Genomic DNA, 22,330 nt, shown 5'->3' on the forward strand with positions numbered 1-22,330 from the left:
GAGCTTATGCCTGATATAATGGGGCAGATGGATATCGCTTTTCCTAATCTTGGTATCTATCTGAAAAATGTTCCGAAGAGCTTCGAGGTCTTTGGAATAACAATAGCTTTGTACGGAGTGATCATTGGACTGGGATTCTTCCTGGCACTGCTCCTTATTTCCAAAATGGCTAAGGTGACAGGGCAGAACTCAGAGGATTACTGGGATGTAGCGGTTTATATCATTGTTTTTTCCATAATAGGTGCAAGACTGTATTATGTGTTCTTCTCCTGGGACTATTACAAGGATAATCCGATCAGCATCTTATATATAAGAAACGGCGGCCTTGCAATATACGGAGGCGTTATCGCGGGCTTTCTTACATTATTTATATACACTAAGATCAAAAAGAAGAACTTCTTTCTGTTCGGTGACACCATCATGTACGGACTTGTCCTTGGACAGATCCTTGGCAGATGGGGAAATTTCACCAACAGAGAGGCTTTCGGTGAATATACCAACGGCCTGCTGGCCATGAGACTTCCTGTGGAAGCCATTAGAAATCACGAGATCACTCAGCTGATGCAGGACAACATGATACAGGGAACCAATTTCGTGCAGGTAAGTCCCACTTTCCTGTATGAGAGTCTGTGGAACCTGTGTGTACTTATTATTATGCTGATCTACTGCAAGCACAAAAAGTTTGACGGCGAGAATGTCCTTCTGTACCTTGGAGGGTACGGCCTTGGAAGAGCATGGATCGAGAGCCTTAGAACCGACCAGCTCATAATGCATTCCACGGGACTTCCGGTATCACAGATGCTGGCTATCTGCCTGGTGGTGTTTGCGGTTGTGACAGATACTGTTGTCAGACTAAGACTTAAGAAAAAGCCCGCAACAGCAGAAGAAAAATAAAAGTTTTATAAAATTCCTGTAACATAAAACTATATATAGTATTACAAAACTAAGCCTTGGCACATATTGTGCCGGGCTTTTTTTGTTGCCAAAAGCCGCGAAAATATCAGCATTTATCTGCTAAAAAGGTGTTGTTAATCGAAAAAAAATCCTTTATAATGAATTCAGGTGGTAAAAAGTGTCAAAAAGTGGTTAAAAGTGGTAGATAAGTGGTAAATTAAGTGGGAACAGCATTTAAAGGCGAATACAGTCATTCCATAGACGCCAAGGGAAGACTCATAATTCCTGCAAAATTCCGCGAGATCCTTGGAGAACAGTTTGTGGTTACCAAAGGATTTGACGGATGTCTTTTTGTGTTCGCTCAGGAGGGCTGGGAGAAGTTTGAAGAAAAGCTTCAGGCACTTCCCATGGATAAGCCCGAAGCCAGAATGCTGGGACGTTTCTTTATCGCCGGCGCCATCGACGCCGAAGTCGACAAGCAGGGAAGAATACTTATTCCCTCCAATCTTTTACAACACGCACATATTGAGAAGGACGCCGTTATAGCCGGTGTCGGTAACAGAGCCGAGATCTGGAGCAAGGCTGAGTGGGAGAAGGCAAGTTCCTTCGATGATATCAACAGCATTGCAGCCAAGATGTCAGAATATGGACTTAGCATCTAAGCCCTACGTACAGGAGAGCAATGGAGTTCAAACATTATTCGGTGCTCCTTGATGAGTGCCTGGACAATCTGAATATCAAGCCTGAAGGAATCTATCTTGACGGAACCCTTGGAGGAGCGGGCCATTCCTATCACATAGCCGAGAGGCTGACGGAAGGTGGACATCTCTACGGAACAGATCAGGATGAGGACGCCATCGCAGCGGCAACGAAGCGCCTTGAACCCTTTAAGGACAGAGTTACCATCATCCGTGACAACTATGAGAACGCGGTGGTGAGACTTAAGAACCTGGGCGTTACCGGAGTTGACGGAATTCTCTTAGACCTTGGAGTATCATCCTACCAGCTGGACAACGCTGAGAGAGGATTTACTTATAAAGAAGACGTTCCGCTTGATATGAGAATGGATCAGAGACAGGCCCTTACAGCAAGGGACATTGTCAATGACTATTCGGAGACTGAGATCTTCCATATCATAAGGGACTACGGCGAAGACAAATTTGCCAAGAACATTGCCAAGCACATCTGCATTGAGAGGCAGAAAGCACCGATTGAGACTACGTTTCAGCTCAACGACATAATCAAGGCTGCCATTCCTGCCAAGATGAGAGAGAAGGGCGGGCACCCTTCCAAGAGAACCTACCAGGCAATAAGGATAGCGCTTAACAGAGAACTGGATGTACTTCAGAATTCTCTCGACGGATTCATAGATTTCCTCAATCCCGGCGGAAGGTTATGTGTGATCACATTCCACTCCCTGGAGGATAGGATAACCAAGAATAATTTCAGAACCAACGAGAACCCCTGCATCTGCCCGCCGAACTTCCCGGTTTGTGTATGCGGCAAGGTATCCAAGGGAAAAGTAATAACAAGAAAGCCCATTTTGCCAAGCGATGAGGAACTTGAGCAGAACAAGAGATCTCAGAGCGCCAAGCTAAGGGTATTTGAGAGAACAAATTAAGATAAAGATTTAACTGACATTGGAAAAGGAGGATGAACATGGCTAACACAGCATATGTACGCGGAAATACAGTAAGAAAAGAATATGAGCCTTCCCGTGAACCCAGAAGAGTCCATGTTCAGGAACCTCAGAGAATCAAAAAGAGACGCTCACATATGTCCCTGGGCACTCTTTTATACATGACCGTGGCCGTGGTTCTTGTGGTTGCTGCACTTGCATGGTACTTAACACTGCAGGCTCAGGTCAAGAATGCGGGTAAAGAGATCGCTGCTCTTGAGAGTCAGCTCAACACCTTAAAACAGGAGAACGATGAGGCTTATAACAGAGCCAACGGAAGTGTGGACCTGGATGAGGTTAAGAGAATTGCGATTCAGGAATATGGCATGACTTATGCGACAGAAGGCCAGATCGTCACCTACTCAGACGGCGGCGGTAACGATTATGTCAGACAGGTTGCTCCCATTCCACAGGTTGATGGCTGATGGTTGTCACAGAAAAAAATAACGCTATAATAGAATATGTGCGATTTTTTGGAAGGAAGTAATGTGTTATAAATGAAACAAAGTAGATCTGGGAAAAAGCAGAAGTTTACTATAGGAATGAAGAAAAAGCTGGTAGTGCTGTTTACATTGGTACTACTGGCTTTCGTTGGATTAGGGGTAAGACTTATTCTCATAACCAAGAATAACGGCGAGGAGTATGAGAAACAGGTTCTGTCACAGCAGCAGTACGACTCCACCAGTCTCCCCTTCAGAAGAGGAGAGATACTGGATGCCAACAATACCATTCTTGCTTACAGTGAGAAGGTATACAATGTAGTATTGGATGCCAAGCTTTTACTTCGAGATGATAAATATCTGGAACCCACCATTAAGGCGCTGGTTACACATTTTGATCTGGATGCGGGAGAAATCAGATCTTATCTCAAGGACCATCCTTCATCTCAGTATTATGTTCTGGCCAAGAAGCTTCCCTACGATCAGATCAGTGCTTTTCAGGAACTCATAACTCCTGGTTCTGATTCCTACGATGCCAATATTCAGGGCATATGGTTCGAATCAGGTTATGTTCGTAAATATCCAAACGGGTCCATGGCCTGTGATGTTATAGGTTTTACCTCCAGCGATAACACCGGTATGTACGGACTGGAGGAGTACTACAATGACACCTTGAGCGGAACCATGGGAAGAGAGTATGGTTACCTCAACGAGGATTCCAGCCTTGAGAGGACCACTATTCCCGCCACAGACGGAGACAATATCGTCACTACAATAGACGGCAACCTCCAGTCAATCGTTGAGAAGCACCTCAAGGAGTTCAACGATACCTACAAGAACAATGCCCGTACCGGCAACGGAGCCAATAATGTGGGCTGCATCATGATGGATATCCACACCGGTGATGTGCTGGCTATGGCCAGTTATCCCAATTTTGACCTGAACAACCCAAGAGACACCCAGGCCCTCATCGGAATGCCTGCGGTGGATGAGAAGGGCAACAAGGTAAAGGGTGAATCCATATATGATTCCGGTGTCTACATCACCGAAGAGATGATCGAGAACTTCTCAGATGAGGAGCTTTATCAGAATTACAACGCACTTTGGAAGAATTTCTGTATCGCCGACACCTATGAGCCGGGATCTGTAGCCAAGCCTTTTACGGTAGCTACAGGACTTGAGAGCGGCTCAATTACAGGAAATGAAGTCTATAACTGTACAGGTGTCCTTGAAGTGGGCGGATGGCCTATCCACTGCCACAACACCTACGGCGACGGCTACGTATCCGTTGAGAGAGGTATAGAGATTTCCTGTAACGTAGCGATGATGTACATTGCCCAGTCCATCGGCAACGGAACCTTCACCAAGTTCCAGAAGGACTTCGGTTTCGGACTTAAGACCAATATCGACCTGGCGGGAGAAGCAAGAACAGAGGGACTTACCTACAACGCTGCAGATATGACCTCCTCAGATCTTGCCACCAACTCCTTCGGACAGGGCTTTAACGTAGATATGATCGAGATGATCACGGGCTTTTGCTCCCTGATCAACGGTGGCTATTACTATGAACCCCATGTGGTCAAAAAGATTGTTTCCAGCAGCGGAGCCACCATCAAGAATATAGAACCAAGAGTGCTGAGACAGACCGTTTCCGCCAGCACCTCCGAGAAGATCATTCAGTACTGCAACCAGGTTGTGGCAGGAGCTGAAGGAACCGGTAAGACAGCAAGACCTGCCGGCTACATGATAGGAGGCAAGACCGGAACAGCTCAGACCCTTCCCAGAAAGAACCAGCAGTATGTTGTATCCTTCATGGGATATGCGCCTGCTGATAACCCTCAGATAGCTATTTACGTGGTTGTGGACAGACCCAATACCGACTATCAGCCTGATGCCAAGTACGCCACAAGGATCGTAAGAGCAGTGCTGACAGAGGCGCTTCCCTACCTTAACTATCCTATGACTGAGCCCCTTTCCGACAAGGAGCAGCAGGAGCTCATGGAGCTTCGTGATCAGATGGTCACAACTGCCAATATCGAAGAAGCGGCAGTGGAAGGCCAGGAGGGTCAGGAAGGCCAGGAAGGCGAAGAAGCAGAGGGTGAAGAAGGCACAGAGGAGAATCAGGAGGCAGCTGCAGAGGAAGAGCAGCCCGCCATGGACGGACCCCGTTCCTCCATCTGGGAGACCTTTGAAAGAGATCCTTCCACCGGTTATTACATTGATCCCAACACGGGAGCCATGATCATTCCTGAGACCGGAACGGTTATCGGAGGAGACGATCTTCCCGATTTTGACGGCGACGGCCCCGGAAGTGAAGGAAACGCTGATAATACTGCAGAGGGTAATCCATAAGTTTCATAATGAGATAGTTTTTTATTGAGAGGTAATAGAGTTGAGTGCGTATTTTTTGAGAACATTGGTACCGGTATTTGTATCTTTTTTCATTGCAGTTCTTTCGGGACCTGTGATAATCGAGATCTTAAGGAAGCTTAAGGCTGGGCAGACTGTCCGCGAGGAGGGCCTTGAATCCCACAAGAAGAAAACGGGAACCCCTACAATGGGAGGCTTTATTTTCCTGTTGCCTTTCCTTATCATCGGCATATTCTACGGAGCAAGCCACAAGGAGGTCATTCCTGTACTTATTCTGACCTTCGGTTTTGGTCTTATCGGATTTCTCGATGACTATATCAAGGTTGTCAAAAAACACAATTTAGGCCTCAGAGCCTGGCAGAAGATCGTGGGACAGTTTGTGATAACTGTAATATTTGCTCTGTATGTGGAGAACTTCACTGATCTTTCACTGGCAATGAAGATACCTTTCACCGATATTTCACTGGATTTTGGAATCTGGAATATTCCGATCCTGTTCTTTATTGCACTGGGAACCGCCAACGGAACCAACTTTACCGACGGAGTTGACGGACTGTGCGCATCTGTGACAGCTGTTGTAGCAGGCTTTTTTGCCATTGCAGCCATGCATTATCAGGCAGGCGGCGCAGAGGTTATGTCCTGCGCAATGTTGGGAGGACTCCTTGGATATCTTGTTTACAACGTATATCCGGGCAAGGTTATGATGGGAGATACAGGCTCTCTGGCTATCGGAGGCTTTGTAACCGGAATTGCTTACGTTATGCATATGCCCATATTTATAGTTATTGTCGGATTTATCTATGCTTTTGAAGTTATTTCTGTAATCCTTCAGGTTTCATATTTCAAGATTTCGGGAGGAAAGAGAATCTTCAGAATGGCCCCTATCCATCATCATTTCGAGAAGGGCGGCTGGTCCGAGACCAAGGTAGTTAACGTATTCACCACAATCACAGTGCTTCTGTGCCTTATCGCATACGCAGGCCTGTGATATCATCAATCAGTATTTTAGAAGGAAACAGTTATGAAAGCAGATCTTAAAGGTAAAAAAGTACTTGTAATAGGTTCAGGCCTCTCCGGAGTAGGCTCAGTAAGACTCCTTAACCAGGTAGGGGCAAAGCCTGTTGTTCTTGAGGAGAACACCAAGGTTACAGAGGAGGATATCAGAAACAAACTCCACGAGGAAGACAGAGACAGCACCAAGATAATCGTTGGAACTATTTCAGATGAAGAACTCTCTGATATTGTGCTCACAGTTCCGTCTCCTGCGGTACCTCTTGATTCTCCTACAGTTATGAGGATCAAGGAAAAGAATATTCCGATCTGGAGCGAGATTGAGCTTGCCTATAGCTTTTCCAAGGGCAAATTTGTTGCAATAACAGGAACCAACGGCAAGACCACCACAACAACCCTTGTAGGTGACATAATGAAGGCTCATTTTGGCAAGGTATATGTGGTTGGCAATATCGGCGTTTCTTTTGCTGAGAGCGCCCTTGAAATGACAGATGATACCGTTACCGTGGGAGAGATCAGTTCCTTCCAGTTAGAGGCTGTGGACAATTTCCATGCCAATGTATCCGCAATCCTTAATGTGACACCGGATCATCTCAACAGACATCACACCATGGAATGCTACGCAGCCATGAAGGAGAATGTCACACATAACGAGACCAAAGAGGACACCTGCGTCCTTAATTATGACAATGAATACACCAGGGATTTCGGAAGCAGATGCCCTGCCAAAGTAGTATTTTTCTCAACCAAAGAGAAACTTACAGATGGCTTCTACCTTGAAGGCGAGGACATCATGATGAGTAATGCCGGCAATCCCATGAAGATAATGAATATCCACGACATGAACCTTGTTGGTATGTGTAATGTAGAGAATGTTATGGCTGCTATTGCCATGAGTCTTGCCATGGGAGTTCCTCTTTCCGAGATACTGGAGGTTATAAGGGGCTTCAAGGCCGTTGAGCACAGAATTGAGTTCGTGGCAACCAAGGGCGGCGTAGATTATTACAATGATTCCAAGGGCACCAATCCTGATGCTGCAATTCAGGGAATCAAGGCCATGTCCAAGCCAACGATCCTCATCGGAGGCGGCTATGACAAGGGCAATGAATACGATGAATGGATAGAGAATTTCGGAGATACGGTCAAGCTCCTTGTGCTTATAGGTCAGACCAGGGAGAAGATAGCAGAGTGCGCCGAAAAACACGGTTTTACCAACTATGTGTTCAAGGATACCTATGAGGAGGCTCTTGCCTTCTGTACCGAATCTGCGCAGCCCGGAGACGCCGTTCTTCTTTCACCTGCCTGCGCAAGCTGGGATATGTTCCCGAATTATGAGACCAGAGGAAAAAGATTTAAAGAGTATGTGAATAAGCTCGCTGATTGAGCATTGTTGCAAGGGGTTAGTTTTGGAAAGATTTAAGACATTAAGAAAAGAAAAGGCAGAGTCCTATATTGATTACAGTATGATCTTCATCATTCTGTTTCTTTTGGCCTTCGGACTGGTAATGCTGTATTCCACCAGTTCCTACGAGGCGAACCTGGATTTCGGGGATTCCGCATATTATTTCAGGCATCAGCTGATACCGACACTTATAGGACTTGGGGGTATGGTTTTATTATCTTACTTCCCCTACAGGTTTTTTAAGAATCTGGCGCTGGTGATCTATGTGGGTGCCCTTGCGTTTCTTTTTGCCCTTATTCCCTTCGGAAAGGTTATTAACGGTGCCAAGAGATGGCTTAATATCGCCGGATTCTCGGTTCAGCCCGCGGAGATCTGCAAGATCGCGGCAATCATTTTTTCCGCCACGATAATAGCCAAGCTGCAGAAGAACCTTATGACCGCCAAGGGACTGGCCGTTACGCTGGTTCCGACCTTTTTTATGGCAATCCTGGTGTACAAGATCACCGATAACTTAAGTTCCGGTGTTATCATTCTGGGAATTGTAGGTCTGATGCTCTTTATTTCGACGCCCAATTACAAGCCCTATATTATAATTGCTGTTTCGGGTCTTGGGGCCTGTGCTGCTATTGTCTGGTTCATTTCAAGTTCTGCCGGTAATCCTGAGATGGGATTCAGATCAGAGCGTATTCTTGCCTGGCTCGATCCCAATGCACACGCTTCAGGCAAGGGATTCCAGACGCTACAGGCGCTGTATGCCATCGGCTCCGGTGGTATCTTTGGTAAGGGACTGGGTGAGAGTATGCAGAAGATGGGCTTTATTCCCGAGGCTCAGAACGATATGATCTTTTCAATCATCTGCGAAGAGCTGGGACTCTTCGGAGCAATTGCTGTTATGCTGATGTTCCTGATCCTTATCTGGAGACTTATGATCATCGCCAACAATGCCCCTGATATGTTCGGAGCGCTGCTGGTTATTGGTGTTATGGCCCATATTTCAATACAGGTTATTCTTAACATCGCTGTTGTTACCAACACCCTTCCCAACACGGGAATCACTCTTCCCTTTATCAGTTACGGAGGATCCGCCGTTATCATGCAGCTGGCGGAGATTGGCATTGCGCTCAATGTAGCAAGAAATATAGGAAGAGCGGATTAAGATGGGTAAGAAACGTAAAAGAAAAAGACCTTCGCAAAGAAGGCCTATATTTCCAAAGATTGATATTGGGGAATTATTCCGAAATATCGGCATATATTTTCTCAGAAGAAAGAGTCTTATAGTTATTGCGGCTCTTGTTGTTATTCTGCCGATAGCGGCCCTTATTGCCCTTAAATACATATCTGACAACTATACCGTCACCAATGTTTATGTGACCGGCAATACCCATTATACCAACGAAGAGATAATGGAAATGGTCATGGACGGACAATTTGGTCATAACAGCGTATATCTGTCCATGAAATACAGGAATAAGAGCATTGAAGACATTCCCTTCATCCAGAAGATGAGCGTGGAGATATTATCTCCGGATACCATCAGGATCAACGTGTATGAGAAGGCCATTGCGGGATACATACAGTATCTTGGCAGATATATGTACTTTGACAGAGACGGAATAGTGGTGGAGAGCTCCCTTGAGAGCTCGGATGACGTTCCGCTGGTTCTGGGGCTGTCCTTTGACCACGTTATCATCCATGAGAAGCTTCCTGTGGAAAATGAGAGCGTATTTGCCGAGATCCTGGATATAACTAAACTGCTGTCCAAATATGAACTTCATGCGGAAAAAATCTTTTTTGACAGCGACTATGACGTATATCTGTATTTTGGCGGAGTTGAGGTCAGTATCGGCACGAGAGACTACATCGATGAGAAAATTATTCAGCTCCAATATATCCTTCCGAGTCTCGAAGGGAAAAGCGGAATTTTGGAAATGAAAGATTATAACGAAGATACCACCAACATCACTTTTGAAGAGAAAAGCTAATGAATTGTCGGACAAAAAGTAAAGATTTCATAAAAAAAGTGGGTTGATTATTAAAAAAAAAAATCGTATCATAGCTAGTAGGAGTCTATGAGGTTTATGAAGGAGGAGTAGCTTTGCTGGAGATTAAGTCAAATGAGGCGGAATTCGCTTGTAAGATCATCGTCGTTGGGGTAGGCGGTGCAGGCAATAACGCTGTGAATAGAATGGTTGATGAGAACATTACCGGTGTTGAATTTATCGGTATCAATACAGATAAGCAGGCACTTCAGCTCTGCAAGGCCCCCAAGCTTTTGCAGATCGGTGAGAAGCTTACCAAGGGACTTGGCGCAGGAGCTAAGCCTGAGGTAGGACAGAAGGCAGCTGAGGAGAGTGCAGAGGAGATTTCTGCAGCTATCAAGGGCGCAGACATGGTATTCGTTACCTGTGGTATGGGTGGCGGAACCGGTACAGGTGCAGCTCCCGTAGTAGCCAAGCTTGCCAAGGATATGGGTATTCTTACAGTTGGCGTTGTAACCAAGCCTTTCAATTTTGAGGCTCGTGTTCGTATGCAGAACGCTATGCTGGGTATCCAGAATATTAAGAGCAATGTAGATACGCTTATCGTTATCCCTAATGATAAGCTTCTTGAGATAGTTGACAGACGTACAACAATGCCTGATGCCCTTAAGAAGGCTGATGAGGTTCTTCAGCAGGCAGTACAGGGAATCACTGATCTTATCAATGTTCCCGCTATCATCAATCTGGACTTTGCTGATGTTCAGACTGTCATGAAGGACAAGGGTATCGCTCATATCGGTATCGGTAGCGGCAAGGGCGATGATAAGGCATCAGAGGCTGTTAAGATGGCCGTTGAGAGTCCTCTTCTTGAGACCAAGATCAACGGTGCAACCAACGTCCTTATTAATATTTCAGGTGATATCTCCCTGACAGATGCACAGGAAGCATCAGATTACGTTAGAGGACTTGCCGGAGATGACGTTAACGTTATCTTTGGTTCAACATACGATGAGAACAAGACTGATACATGTACCATCACTGTTATCGCAACAGGTATCGAGGACAAGGCCAACACAATGCCTCAGCAGCCTGTTCAGAGAGCAGCAGCACCTCAGCCCGTGGTACAGCCTATGGGAACACCTGCAATGCATGTGGCACCCCAGCCGGTTGTTACACCTGTAACACCTATTCAGCCTACTGTTACTCCTATCGGAACAGCAACAGAGCAGGTTGCAAGACCCGCAGCCGGAATGACACTTAACAGACCTACAGAGATCAGAAGCACTGTAGAGCCCAAGTCACTTAAGATTCCGGATTTCCTTCAGAGGAAGTAATATTGATGATTATGAGCCCTTCGCCCTTGGCGAGGGGCTTTTTTTCGGCTCTATCCGATATTTTGTGTAGAAAAGACCGACAAAACATGATACAATAATTTGTGGAACAAGCCTATGTTCGTACTATATACAGTGTATATAATTTGAGAATATGGAGGGAATAGCATGAAATGCCCATTTTGTGGTAAGGATGACACCAGAGTTATTGATTCAAGGCCTGCAGACGAGAATACATCCATAAGACGAAGAAGAGTCTGTGATTCCTGCGGCAAGAGATTCACTACCTACGAGAAGGTTGAGACTATTCCCCTTATTGTTATCAAAAAAGGCGATGTGCGTGAGCCCTACGACAGAGCCAAGATTGAGGCTGGCGTATTCAGAGCCTGCCACAAGCGCCCTGTCAGCGCAGAACAGATCACCAAGCTGGTGGACTCCGTTGAGACCGAGGTCTTCAACATGGAGCAGAAGGAAATTCCCAGCCGTGCCATCGGTGAGATCGTCATGGACAAGATGAAGAATCTCGATCCGGTAGCCTATGTTCGTTTCGCATCCGTATACAGAGAGTTCAAGGATGTGAATACCTTCATGGACGAGCTCAAATCCGTTCTTCGTAAGGAGGCTGACGGCACAATAACAGATTCCACCGACAAGAACACTCCTCTATTGAAGAAGGAGAGCTGATTTAACCAAAATGTATATCAGGCAGCTATGCGGAAGTTGTTTTTTGCATAGCTGTTTTTTTATAGTCTGTTCTTGACAATTCTTTGACGAAGCCGTATATTGAACGATGTAATTGGTCTAGCCAAAGACCAAGAAAGAGGAGGAAGATTTGAACATGATCAAAAGAAGTTTTGGCAGAAAGGTTGGCTGCTCACTTCTGACGGTTGTGCTCACAACACTGACTATTGCATTGAGCGGCTGCTCAAGCGACAAGGCAGGAGATTCCGCTAAGGTGGAGGAGAACACCGCCACCGATACTGTAGTAACAGAAGCACCTGCAGCTACAGATACAGCGGAGGATCTTTCTAAGCTTATCGTAGGAATACCTCAGGACATTGACGGTCTTGACCCCCACACATCAACAGGGGCAGGAACAAGAGAGGTACAATTTAATATTTTCGAAGGACTTGTTAAGCCCGACGAGAACGGTAATCTTAACCCTGCTGTAGCCAGCGAGTACACAATTTCAGATGACAGCACAGTTTACACATTCACACTGAGAGATGGAGTCAAGTTCCACGACGGAAGCGATGTTACAGTAGAGGATATTAAATATTCTTTAGATCGAGTTAAGGGTAAGGACGGCGAAGAGCCTCTTGTTAAGACCTTTGCTAAGGTCGACAGTGTTAACATTGTTGATGACAAGCACGTGGAGGTTGTACTTAAGGAGGCTGATTCAGACTTTATAACTCAGCTCACAGTTGCCATTTTACCTGCATCCAATGCAGATCCGGCAACCAATCCTATCGGAACAGGCCCATACAAATATGTTTCCAGCTCACCTCAGGAGAACATCATCGTAACAAGATTCGATGATTATTGGGGAGAGAAGGCGTATATCAAGGACGTTGTTTACAAGATCGAGTCCAACGCAGATGCCATTGTTATGGATCTTGAGGCAGGCTCCATCGATATGTTCTGCCGTATCACAACAACACAGGCAGCACAGCTTTCAGACAAGTTCCAGGTATATGAGGGAACAACCAATGCGGTACAGGCTATGTACCTCAACAACGCGGTTAAGCCTTTTGACGATGTAAGAGTACGTCAGGCTCTGTGCTATGCAATTGATCCTGCTGAGATTATGGGCTTTGTATCAGACGGTCTTGGAAAAGAAGTCGGAAGTGCTATGTTCCCCGGCTTTACCAAGTACTTCATGCCTGAGCTCAATGATACTTACAATCAGGACATAGATAAGGCTAAGGAACTTCTTGCAGAGGCAGGATATCCCGATGGTTTTGAGTTCACCATCACAGTTCCTTCCAACTACACTCAGCACGTGGATACAGCTCAGGTTATTTCAGAGGAGCTCAAGGCTGTAGGCGTTACAGCCAACATCCAGGAAATCGAGTGGAACTCATGGGTAAGTGATGTTTACACCGGAAGACAGTTTGAGGCAACTGTAGTCAGCGTTGATGCTTCAACACTTTCAGCAACAGCTATGCTTTCAAGATATGTATCCGATGCAAGCAAGAACTTTGTTAATTTCAACAGCCCGGAATTCGATGCTGCTTATGCCAAGGCTGAGGCTTCCACAGATGATGCTGAGAAGACAGCTGCTTACAAGGAATGCCTCACAATCCTTTCTAAAGAGGCTGCCAGCGTATACATCGAGGACCTTCCGCAGCTGGTTGCACTTAACAAGAAATTTACAGGATATACTTATTATCCTCTTTATGTACAGGACATTGCCAAGATCAGACCTGCACAGTAAAATTATTTAATACTATAAAATTTTAATTGCGGGGAATACGCGTATGAGATATATCATTAAAAAGTTTTTTATGATGATTTTAACCCTAATTGTGGTGTCCATATGCGTATTCCTCGCTTTTAATTTAATACCGGGAGATCCGGTAGTCAGAATGCTGGGACTTGAGGCATCTCCGGAGCTTGTATGGCAGACAAGAGAGAAGCTCGGCCTCAACGACCCCTTTATCGTCAGATATTTCAGATGGTTCACATCATTTTTGAGAGGAGATTTCGGAACCTCCTACAGCTACAGCGTTCCTGTGGCAGGAATGATCGCCAACAAGATACCGATCACACTGACCCTGGGACTTATCGCATTTTGTCTTACAGTTATTGTTTCGATTCCACTTGGCATTATTACCGCCAAGCATGAGAATGGTGTCCTTGACAGGATCATCACCGTATTTAATCAGATCATTATGGCTTGCCCGCCATTTTTCTCAGGTATCCTTATTACCTTTGTGTTTGGAATGATACTGAGAGTCTTCACACCGGGCGGCTTTGTATCATATAAAGACGACTTTGGCGGCTTTGTCTGCTATCTTATTTTCCCTGCAGTGGCTATTTCTTTGCCCAAGATAGCCATGACAGTCAAGCTCCTTAGGGGAAGCCTTATTGATGAGGCCGGCAAGGACTACGCCAGAACGGCCTACAGTAGGGGTAACAACACCAACGGCGTTCTCTACAGACATGTGCTCAAGAATGCCATGATACCTGTAGTCACCTTCCTTGGAATGGCTCTTGCGGACATGGTTGCAGGCAGCCTTGTAATTGAGCAGGTATTCAGTATTCCCGGAATCAGCAGAATACTTCTCACAAGTATCAGTAACAGAGATTATCCGGTGGTTGAGGCCATTATTATGGGTATCGCCACAATCGTAATAGTAATAAATCTATTGGTGGATGTAGTATACAGAATAATCGATCCAAGAATTGAGGCAGAGGACTGATGAAGGATATATCAATTAAAAAGATCTTGAAGGATCCATATCTTACGGCAGGTCTTCTTATCACGGGGATCATTCTTATCATGATAATTGTGGGCTTTTTCTGGATGCCCTATGAACCCACCAAGATGAACTCAGCTGACAAGCTTCAGGGAATATCCGCAAGGCATCTCATGGGCACCGACAACATGGGAAGAGATGTGTTCAGCCGTGTTATGTACGGTAGCAGAGTGACTCTTCTTATCGCCATAGGTACCGTGATCATAGGTGCAGGCACAGGAACCATTATTGGGGCCATAACGGGCTACTATGGCGGTATGCTGGATGAGATCACCATGAGAGTAATTGATGCTCTTTTTGCATTTCCAAGTATCCTCCTGGCGCTGGTAATCGTCAGTGTATTCGGAGTTGGCTGGATTCAGCTGATCGTTTCACTGGGAATCGCCTTCGTGCCAAGCTTCGCCAGAATAGTAAGAGGCGAGGTGCTTCGCTGCAAGAACATGGACTATATCGAAAATGCCAGACTGCAGGGAGTATCGGACCTTAGAATGATATTTGTGCATATCCTTCCGAATATGAAGGGAGTAATGGCTTCATCAATACTTATCGGCTTTAACAATGCTGTTCTTGCTGAGGCAGGACTTAGCTATCTTGGCGTTGGTTCACAGCCGCCTTATGCAAGCCTTGGTAAGATGCTCTCGGATGCTCAGCAGTATATGTTTACGACGCCCAGCTACGTTCTGTGTCCAGGTATCGTCATCGTGCTGATGGTTCTTGGTTTTGCATTTCTTGGGGAGGGAATCAGAAGATGGAAATAATTCTTGATGTAACCGATCTTCATATAGAATTTCATGACCACGACCTTCCTGAGACAGCGGTGGAAGACTTTGACCTGATGCTGGGTAAGGGTGAGATCGTTGGGATAGTTGGCGAATCCGGCTCAGGCAAGAGTATGAGTGCCCTTGCCATAGCAGGTCTTTTATCAAGACATCAGATTAAGAAGACGGGCCGCATCATGTTTGACGGCAACGACCTTCTTACCTGTGACAGAAAGACCCTCAGGCAATATCAGGGAGATGAGATTTCCATTATTTTCCAGGAGCCCATGACATCACTTAATCCGGTTAAAAGAATCGGCTGGCAGGTGGAGGAACCGCTTCTTATCCATCATCCTGAGATCAAAAAAGCCGAGCGCAAGGCCAGAGCAATTGAAATGCTGCGGAGCGTTGGCCTGGATAAGGCCGAGGATATCTATTACATGTATCCCCACGAGCTGTCCGGCGGAATGAGACAGAGAGTCATGATTGCTGCAGCCATGATCGGCAATCCTCAGATACTGATCGCAGATGAGCCCACAACAGCTCTTGATGTAACGGTTCAGGCCCAGATTGTGGATCTTCTTAAGAAAATCAACAAGGAAAGAGGAACCTCCATAATCTTCATATCCCATGACCTCAGCCTTGTAAGTCAGCTCTGCGAGAGAGTTATCGTAATGCAGAAGGGCAGAATCGTGGAGACCGGCAAGACCTCAGTTGTTTTTACAAGACCGATGGACACCTATACCAAGAAGCTTATTGCTGCGATTCCCAAGATCGATCTTGGGTAAAGACAGATTTAGAACGGATGAAAGCATATGGCAGATGAAGTTATTAGAATCTCCGACCTGAACGTTTTTTATAAGAACAGGAAGAGAAAGCTTTTTTCAAAAAAAGAAGATAAAAAAGTACAGGCTCTGTACGGAGTCTCTGTTTCCATGGAGGAAGGCGAGGTTCTTGCAGTAGCCGGAGAATCAGGATGCGGCAAATCAACCCTTGCAAGGGCCATTGTTGGCATCAACAAGGACTACACCGGGGAGATATGGCAGAAATATCCAAGACCTCAGATGGTATTTCAGGATCCTTACAATTCACTTAATCCGGCCAAGACCATAGGGTGGCTCCTGGAGGAACCCTTAAGAGTCGACAAGGAGAGACAGTGGACCAAGGAGGAGAGAAGAGCCAGGATTGAAGAGATAATGAAGGATATTGAGCTTCCGCTTAACATGCTGGAGAGATATCCGTCGCAGCTCTCAGGAGGCCAGAGACAGAGGGTGTGCATAGGAATTGCCCTTATGCGTAACCCCAAGGTGCTGATCGCAGATGAGCCTGTTTCAGCTCTTGACGTTACCATTCAGGCCCAGATCATGGAGCTTCTTACCAATCTTCACAAGAAGCTTGGAATATCCATAATTTTCATATCCCATGACCTTCGCGTTGTGTACCGCATGAGTGATCACGTTCTTATCATGAAAAATGGTCGCGTCGTGGAATATGGCAAGACCAGAGATGTTTACAAAAATCCGCAGGCTGACTACACCAAAGCTTTATTGAAAGCAGCCGGTATAACGTAATATTTATTAAAAAAATCTTAAATTCCGTCAAGCTAAATTGGGATTTAAGATTTTTTTTGTATAATTATATTAAGAAAATGTGGGGGTTATCCGATATATGCTGTGAACACAATCAGGCAAGGAAAGGAGGTAAGGCTTATGGCATTAAACAGACTTGGAAATTACGGCTATAATGCTTATAACATACCACCTGCTGCGGACAGCCTTAGGGTTGATCCTAGACCATCGGTAGCTCCCGAACTTAAGGACAACGAAGCTTCACAGACTCCGGAGGAAAGTCCCAAAAAGGAGATGGATCTCACCGTCTCCGAAGTTCCCGTAAGGGATAACGCTTCTATCGAAAACGTCGCCATTTCCTTTGGTGTTTATGATGCCAATGCAATTGACCTCTTTGGAGAAAAGGGCCTTGCATCAGAGGATATGAGACATGCCATCTCAGGCATGCAAAAGGATCATCTGCTTCATGAATATCAGTATTTTGTAGGCGGTAAGGACCTGGCAGGAAAGAACAGAAACATCATCGCAGGAACAGAGGACGGAATCGTTATTCGCCTGTGATAAGACATATCATAAAAGTATATGTGATGACTCGGAGATACAGTTTTTGTATCTCCTTTTTTATTATGCCGGTTGCAGGCGGTTGTGATAAAAGGTACAATTTGCTGTAGGACTAAAAAATACAATTAGGAGCTTGCTATGCTGAATTATACTGACGGATATACAAGAACCTGCGGACTTATCGGTAATCCGGTGAAACATACGCTGTCACCGCTTATTCATAATGCACTGGCACAGATCAAGGGGATCAATATGGTATATGTTCCCTTCGAGGTTGAACATAGTGATATTCAGGATGCCGTTAAGGGGGCTAAGGCTCTGGATATACTGGGGCTTAATGTTACAATTCCCCATAAGAGTGCGGTGATTCCTTTTCTTGATGATATAGATCCTCTTGCCAAGGGGATAGGTGCGGTCAACACTCTTGTGAGAATACCAGGTGGCGGCTATAAGGGCTACAACACTGATATGACGGGACTCTACAGAGCAATCAGAGAAGAAGGCGTTGAGCTGTCCGGAGAGGCGGTTGTTATCCTTGGAGCCGGCGGCGTGGCAAGACCCGCAGCCTTTCTTAGTGCCAGCAAGGGCGCCAGGAAGGTATATATCCTTAACAGAACCTATGAGAAGGCACAGTATGTGGCAGCAGAAGTTAACAAGGCTGTTGCGGAAATGGGCCTTGAAGATAAATGCACAGAGGATGGCCTTAGCGCAAAAGGTGAGGCAGCTACCTGGGAAGATATCATTATTCCAATGAAGCTTGAGGATTATGGCAGGCTCTATATGCTGGAGGACAGATTTATTGTACTTCAGTGTACGTCCGTGGGACTTTTCCCGGATGTAAACAGCGCGGTTATAGAGGATGAGGAGTTCTACAGACACGTCAGCGCTGCGGTGGATATGGTCTACAGACCTCTTGATACCAAGTTCCTTAAACTTGCTGAGGCGGCAGGTGCCAAGACGGTTTCCGGTCTTAAGATGCTGCTGTATCAGGCGGTGGATGCCTTTGAACTCTGGAACGGCTCGGAAGGAAACGACTTTAAGATCAGCAAGGAGGAAGCAGACGAAGTCTACAGATCTCTTATGCTGGAAGTAATTGGCTCACGAAATATCATCCTTGAGGGCTTCATGGGCTGCGGCAAGACCACTGTTTCAGAGATCCTTGCCGACAAGCTGGAACTGGAGCTTATCGATACGGATGAAGTCATTGTGGATACCGAGAAGAGGAGTGTTAACGAGATATTTGCAGGGGAGGGAGAGCAGTATTTCAGAGATCTGGAGACAGAGCTTCTTCGCACCATTGTGGAGGACCACTGGAGAGAAACAGTGATTTCCCTTGGAGGCGGACTTCCTGTCAGAGAAGAGAACAGAGAGCTTCTTAAGAAGGCCGGCAAGGTTGTGTATTTAAGGACCAGGCCTGAAACTGTATATGACAGGATCAAGGATGACACCACCAGACCTCTTTTGCAGACCAAGGATCCCCTTGTCAGGATAAAAGAGCTTCAGGATGAAAGGCGCGAGATATATGAACAGGCTGCAGACATCGTGGTGGATACGGACGCGCTTACACCTGAGGAAATAGCGGATAAGATCATAAGTCTCCTGGGTCTATAAATAAACGTTGATAGATATGAGCTTTTTTGTTAAAATCTTGTAGGTCTATTGAAAAATTTGGATTCGAAAGAAGGTAAAATTTTGGAAAAAGTACTTGAACTAATATCAAAAGAAGTAGGAGATGCCTTTGAGGCAGCAGGCTATGACAGGGAGCTTGGAAGGGTGACAATTTCCAACAGACCTGACCTTTGCGAATATCAGTGCAACGGCGCTATGGCCGGCGCCAAGAAGTACGGCAAGGCCCCTTTTATCATTGCTGATGAAGTGGCTGCCAAGCTTCAGGATAATGAGATGTTTGAGAAGGTTGATTCTGTTAAACCCGGCTTTCTTAACATTATCGTAAGCGGAGATTTTGCAAGAAGCTACATCGTCAGAATGCTTCATGAGAAGCGCTTTGGCGTGACACTTCCCGGCCATGAGCCCAAGTTCATTATCGACTACGGCGGACCCAACGTTGCCAAGCCTCTTCACGTAGGACATCTTCGCAGCGCGGTTATTGGTGAGAGTATCAAGAGAATTCTTAAATATACAGGAAACAAGGTAATCGGTGACGTTCACCTGGGAGACTGGGGGCTTCAGATGGGACTTGTTATAACAGGTCTTAAGGAGAAAAAGCCTGAGCTGTGCTATTTTGATCCTGATTTTGAAGGAACGTATCCCAAGGAGGCTCCTTTTACCGTAACAGAGCTTGAGGAGATCTATCCTGCAGCCAGCAAGAGATCCAAGGAGGATGAGGCTTTCAAGGCAGAGGCTATGGAAGCAACCAAGCTCCTTCAGGACGGCTACAAGCCCTACAGAGCGCTGTGGCACCACATTCTCAATGTATCTGTTAATGATCTTAAGAAGAACTATAAGAACCTGAACGTTGATTTTGATCTCTGGAAGGGTGAATCAGATGCCCATGAGACAATTCCCGGAATGGTTGAGTATATGAAGTCCCATGGCTATGCTCATGAGAGCCAGGGAGCTCTTGTAGTAGATGTAGCTGAGGAGACAGATACCAAGGAGATTCCGCCTTGCATGATCCTTAAGTCCGACGGAGCTTCTTTGTACAACACAACAGACCTTGCTACCATCAAGCAGCGTATGGAGGGTGAGCACCCTGAGGGAATCATCTACGTTGTTGATAAGAGACAGGAACTCTACTTCACACAGGTATTCCGCTGCGCACGCAAGACCAGACTTGTTATGCCTGAGACAGAGCTTCACTTCGTAGGCTTCGGAACCATGAACGGCAAGGACGGCAAGCCCTTCAAGACAAGAGAGGGCGGCGTTATGCGTCTTGAGAATCTCATCTCCGAGATCGATGAGAAGATGTTTGCAAGGATCAAGGAAGGCAATCCCGAGATCAGCGACGAAGAGGCTAAGAGCACAGCCCACAAGGTTGCTCTTTCAGCTATCAAGTACGGCGATCTCTCCAACCAGCCTGCCAAGGATTATATATTTGACGTTGATAAATTCACTTCCTTCGAGGGAGATACAGGCCCATATATTCTCTACACCATCGTTCGTATCAAATCTATCCTCAGAAAATATGAGGCTGAGGGCGGCAATGTGAAGGAAGCCAAGCTCGGCAATCCCGACAGCCCTGCAATGAAGGAGCTTATGCTGAATCTTACAAGATTTGCCGATGCTGTTGAGAGCGCAGCCAAGGATCTGTCACCTAACAGAATCTGCGGATATATCTATGACCTCAGTAATGCCTTTAACAGCTTCTACCACGGAACCAAGATCCTGTCAGAAGCTGATGAATACAAGAAGAGCAGCTATATCGCACTTCTTGCCGTAACACTCAAGGTACTTGAGACAGGCATCGATCTTCTGGGATTTGATGCTCCTGAGTATATGTAAGGATTTGAAATGGATAAGAAAGAACATCTTTTCAGCAACAGGAAGCTTTTCCTGTTGCTGATTCCTATTATTGCGGAACAATTTCTGAACTCCCTTATGGGACTTGCGGACTCCATGATGGTAAGTAATGTGGGTGCTGCGGCTCTTTCGGGAGTATCTCTTGTAGATTCAATCAATAACCTGGTGGTTCAGGCCTTTAACGCCATGGCTACCGGCGGAGTTATTATATGCGCCACCTATATCGGGCAGAAGGATGTCAAAAGAGCCAATGACGCAGCAAGGCAGGTACTTCTGGTATCAGCGTTTATCTCTTTTTCCCTGATGTTCATATGTCTGATATTCAGAAAAGGGCTGTTATCCCTCATATTTGGAACAATCGATGCGGATGTTATGGACGCCGCAAGCATTTATTTCCTGCTGACGATAATGTCCTATCCGGGGATATCCCTGGCAGCGGCGGGGAGCGCTATTTTCCGTGCTCAGTCCGACACCAGGCTTCCCATGAATGTGGCCATAGTATCCAATCTTTTGAATGTGGCGGGAAATGCCCTTTTGATATGGGGATTTGGTCTTGGAGTATACGGCGCAGCGCTGGCTACTTTGTTTTCCAGAATCTTCTCAGCGGTGGTGCTGCTTACACTTCTACGAAAGAAGGACAGGCAGATATCCGTAAGAGCATATCACAAGATAAGGCCCGATATGCCCAAGATCAAGAATATCCTGGCCATGGGCATTCCAAACGGAATAGAGAACTCCATGTTCCAGTTCGGTAAGCTGGCAATCCAGTCTTCGGTATCACTTCTTGGAACCGCAGCCATCGCAGCTCAGTCCATGACCAATATTTTTGAGAATGTCAACGGCGTTGCGGGAATAGGTGTCGGTATCGGACTTATGACCATTGTTGGACAGTGTCTTGGCGCAGGAAGAAAAGACGAGGCGGTGTACTATACCAAGAAGATGGTACTCTGGGGATACATTGCAATACTTGCCAGCTGCCTTTTTACCTATGCGATTGCAAGACCTGTCACTATGCTGGCAGGGATGCAGGAAGAGAGCGCCAAGCTGTGCATCTATATGCTGGGCTGGATTACCATAGCCAAGCCTCTTTTGTGGGCGCCTTCCTTCGTTACTCCTTATGCGATGCGTGCTGCCGGAGATGTTAAGTTCTCCATGCTGGTTGCAACGCTTACCATGTGGCTCTGCAGGGTAACCCTTGCAACCTTTCTCATCAGAGTGATGGGATTCGGGGCAATGGGCGTATGGATCGGCATGTTTGCTGACTGGTTCATACGAGGAATTATTTTTACCATAAGATTTAAGAGTGGAAAATGGATCCACAAAGTAATTGATTAAAAAAAAATAAACATACTAAAGTGCCAAAGTAATATTGCCGA

20 protein-coding genes are annotated in these 22,330 nt (G+C 46.0%); all 20 read left to right on the top strand.

Going from position 1 to position 22,330, the window contains the following annotated elements; translation table 11 throughout:
• Positions 1-6: 6 nt before the first annotated feature.
• Entirely contained in the window at positions 7-894 is an 888-nt protein-coding gene (lgt, locus tag NXH67_RS12135; protein WP_272797532.1) for a prolipoprotein diacylglyceryl transferase, read from the top strand.
• Between the two features lie 221 nt (positions 895-1,115).
• A complete protein-coding gene (mraZ, locus tag NXH67_RS12140) occupies positions 1,116-1,556 on the top strand; it encodes a division/cell wall cluster transcriptional repressor MraZ (RefSeq protein ID WP_022776979.1) in 441 nt (146 codons plus the stop codon).
• A gap of 20 nt (positions 1,557-1,576) precedes the next feature.
• Positions 1,577-2,515 (top strand): 16S rRNA (cytosine(1402)-N(4))-methyltransferase RsmH, encoded by a 939-nt coding sequence (gene rsmH, locus NXH67_RS12145; RefSeq protein WP_272797533.1) that lies wholly within the window; start codon positions 1,577-1,579, stop codon positions 2,513-2,515.
• Positions 2,516-2,553: 38 nt separating this feature from the next.
• A complete protein-coding gene (locus NXH67_RS12150; protein WP_022776981.1) occupies positions 2,554-2,997 on the top strand; it encodes a hypothetical protein in 444 nt (147 codons plus the stop codon).
• A 72-nt stretch (positions 2,998-3,069) separates the two neighbouring features.
• Positions 3,070-5,364 carry a penicillin-binding transpeptidase domain-containing protein gene (locus NXH67_RS12155; protein WP_272797534.1) on the top strand — a complete coding sequence of 765 codons (2,295 nt, stop codon included), beginning with the start codon at positions 3,070-3,072 and terminating at the stop codon, positions 5,362-5,364.
• A gap of 55 nt (positions 5,365-5,419) precedes the next feature.
• Positions 5,420-6,370: a phospho-N-acetylmuramoyl-pentapeptide-transferase gene (gene mraY / locus NXH67_RS12160; protein WP_035787661.1), complete on the top strand. Its 951-nt coding sequence runs from the start codon at positions 5,420-5,422 to the stop codon at positions 6,368-6,370.
• A gap of 33 nt (positions 6,371-6,403) precedes the next feature.
• Complete coding sequence (murD, locus tag NXH67_RS12165; protein WP_272797535.1) at positions 6,404-7,777, top strand: UDP-N-acetylmuramoyl-L-alanine--D-glutamate ligase; 1,374 nt, start codon at positions 6,404-6,406, stop codon at positions 7,775-7,777.
• 22 nt (positions 7,778-7,799) lie between these two features.
• Positions 7,800-8,951 (top strand): FtsW/RodA/SpoVE family cell cycle protein, encoded by a 1,152-nt coding sequence (locus NXH67_RS12170; protein WP_022776985.1) that lies wholly within the window; start codon positions 7,800-7,802, stop codon positions 8,949-8,951.
• Between the two features lies 1 nt (position 8,952).
• The gene (locus NXH67_RS12175) at positions 8,953-9,777 is read left to right on the top strand and encodes a cell division protein FtsQ/DivIB (RefSeq protein ID WP_022776986.1); all 825 of its coding nucleotides are present in this window, start codon (positions 8,953-8,955) and stop codon (positions 9,775-9,777) included.
• Between the two features lie 113 nt (positions 9,778-9,890).
• Positions 9,891-11,108, top strand: a complete 1,218-nt coding sequence (ftsZ, locus tag NXH67_RS12180; RefSeq protein WP_022776987.1) for a cell division protein FtsZ — start codon at positions 9,891-9,893, stop codon at positions 11,106-11,108.
• Between the two features lie 165 nt (positions 11,109-11,273).
• A complete protein-coding gene (gene nrdR / locus NXH67_RS12185; protein WP_022776988.1) occupies positions 11,274-11,789 on the top strand; it encodes a transcriptional regulator NrdR in 516 nt (171 codons plus the stop codon).
• A 154-nt stretch (positions 11,790-11,943) separates the two neighbouring features.
• Positions 11,944-13,542: an ABC transporter substrate-binding protein gene (locus NXH67_RS12190; protein WP_272797536.1), complete on the top strand. Its 1,599-nt coding sequence runs from the start codon at positions 11,944-11,946 to the stop codon at positions 13,540-13,542.
• A gap of 43 nt (positions 13,543-13,585) precedes the next feature.
• Entirely contained in the window at positions 13,586-14,530 is a 945-nt protein-coding gene (locus NXH67_RS12195) for an ABC transporter permease (protein ID WP_272797537.1), read from the top strand.
• On the top strand, positions 14,530-15,345 hold the full coding sequence (locus tag NXH67_RS12200) for an ABC transporter permease (protein WP_272797538.1): 816 nt from the start codon (positions 14,530-14,532) through the stop codon (positions 15,343-15,345). The genes NXH67_RS12195 and NXH67_RS12200 overlap by 1 nt, the downstream gene beginning before the upstream one ends.
• The gene (locus NXH67_RS12205) at positions 15,336-16,133 is read left to right on the top strand and encodes an ABC transporter ATP-binding protein (RefSeq protein ID WP_051139895.1); all 798 of its coding nucleotides are present in this window, start codon (positions 15,336-15,338) and stop codon (positions 16,131-16,133) included. The genes NXH67_RS12200 and NXH67_RS12205 overlap by 10 nt, the downstream gene beginning before the upstream one ends.
• A gap of 27 nt (positions 16,134-16,160) precedes the next feature.
• Positions 16,161-16,916, top strand: a complete 756-nt coding sequence (locus tag NXH67_RS12210; protein ID WP_026668513.1) for an ABC transporter ATP-binding protein — start codon at positions 16,161-16,163, stop codon at positions 16,914-16,916.
• Positions 16,917-17,054: 138 nt separating this feature from the next.
• A complete protein-coding gene (locus tag NXH67_RS12215; protein WP_022776992.1) occupies positions 17,055-17,474 on the top strand; it encodes a hypothetical protein in 420 nt (139 codons plus the stop codon).
• Between the two features lie 138 nt (positions 17,475-17,612).
• Positions 17,613-19,085, top strand: coding sequence for a shikimate kinase (locus NXH67_RS12220; protein ID WP_022776993.1), 1,473 nt, complete (start codon positions 17,613-17,615; stop codon positions 19,083-19,085).
• Between the two features lie 81 nt (positions 19,086-19,166).
• A complete protein-coding gene (argS, locus tag NXH67_RS12225) occupies positions 19,167-20,936 on the top strand; it encodes an arginine--tRNA ligase (protein WP_022776994.1) in 1,770 nt (589 codons plus the stop codon).
• Between the two features lie 9 nt (positions 20,937-20,945).
• Positions 20,946-22,289, top strand: a complete 1,344-nt coding sequence (locus NXH67_RS12230) for an MATE family efflux transporter (protein WP_022776995.1) — start codon at positions 20,946-20,948, stop codon at positions 22,287-22,289.
• The last annotated feature ends 41 nt before the right edge of the window (positions 22,290-22,330 follow it).

The sequence above is a fragment of the Butyrivibrio sp. DSM 10294 genome, from assembly GCF_028539135.1.
Taxonomy (GTDB): domain Bacteria; phylum Bacillota; class Clostridia; order Lachnospirales; family Lachnospiraceae; genus Butyrivibrio.

Coding starts and splice junctions, on each gene's coding strand:
- lgt (WP_272797532.1), top strand. CDS start 7: ATGCCTGATATAATGGGGCAGATGGATATCGCTTTTCCTAATCTTGGT.
- rsmH (WP_272797533.1), top strand. CDS start 1,577: ATGGAGTTCAAACATTATTCGGTGCTCCTTGATGAGTGCCTGGACAAT.
- NXH67_RS12150 (WP_022776981.1), top strand. CDS start 2,554: ATGGCTAACACAGCATATGTACGCGGAAATACAGTAAGAAAAGAATAT.
- NXH67_RS12155 (WP_272797534.1), top strand. CDS start 3,070: ATGAAACAAAGTAGATCTGGGAAAAAGCAGAAGTTTACTATAGGAATG.
- murD (WP_272797535.1), top strand. CDS start 6,404: ATGAAAGCAGATCTTAAAGGTAAAAAAGTACTTGTAATAGGTTCAGGC.
- NXH67_RS12175 (WP_022776986.1), top strand. CDS start 8,953: ATGGGTAAGAAACGTAAAAGAAAAAGACCTTCGCAAAGAAGGCCTATA.
- nrdR (WP_022776988.1), top strand. CDS start 11,274: ATGAAATGCCCATTTTGTGGTAAGGATGACACCAGAGTTATTGATTCA.
- NXH67_RS12190 (WP_272797536.1), top strand. CDS start 11,944: ATGATCAAAAGAAGTTTTGGCAGAAAGGTTGGCTGCTCACTTCTGACG.
- NXH67_RS12195 (WP_272797537.1), top strand. CDS start 13,586: ATGAGATATATCATTAAAAAGTTTTTTATGATGATTTTAACCCTAATT.
- NXH67_RS12200 (WP_272797538.1), top strand. CDS start 14,530: ATGAAGGATATATCAATTAAAAAGATCTTGAAGGATCCATATCTTACG.
- NXH67_RS12205 (WP_051139895.1), top strand. CDS start 15,336: ATGGAAATAATTCTTGATGTAACCGATCTTCATATAGAATTTCATGAC.
- NXH67_RS12210 (WP_026668513.1), top strand. CDS start 16,161: ATGGCAGATGAAGTTATTAGAATCTCCGACCTGAACGTTTTTTATAAG.
- NXH67_RS12215 (WP_022776992.1), top strand. CDS start 17,055: ATGGCATTAAACAGACTTGGAAATTACGGCTATAATGCTTATAACATA.
- NXH67_RS12220 (WP_022776993.1), top strand. CDS start 17,613: ATGCTGAATTATACTGACGGATATACAAGAACCTGCGGACTTATCGGT.
- NXH67_RS12230 (WP_022776995.1), top strand. CDS start 20,946: ATGGATAAGAAAGAACATCTTTTCAGCAACAGGAAGCTTTTCCTGTTG.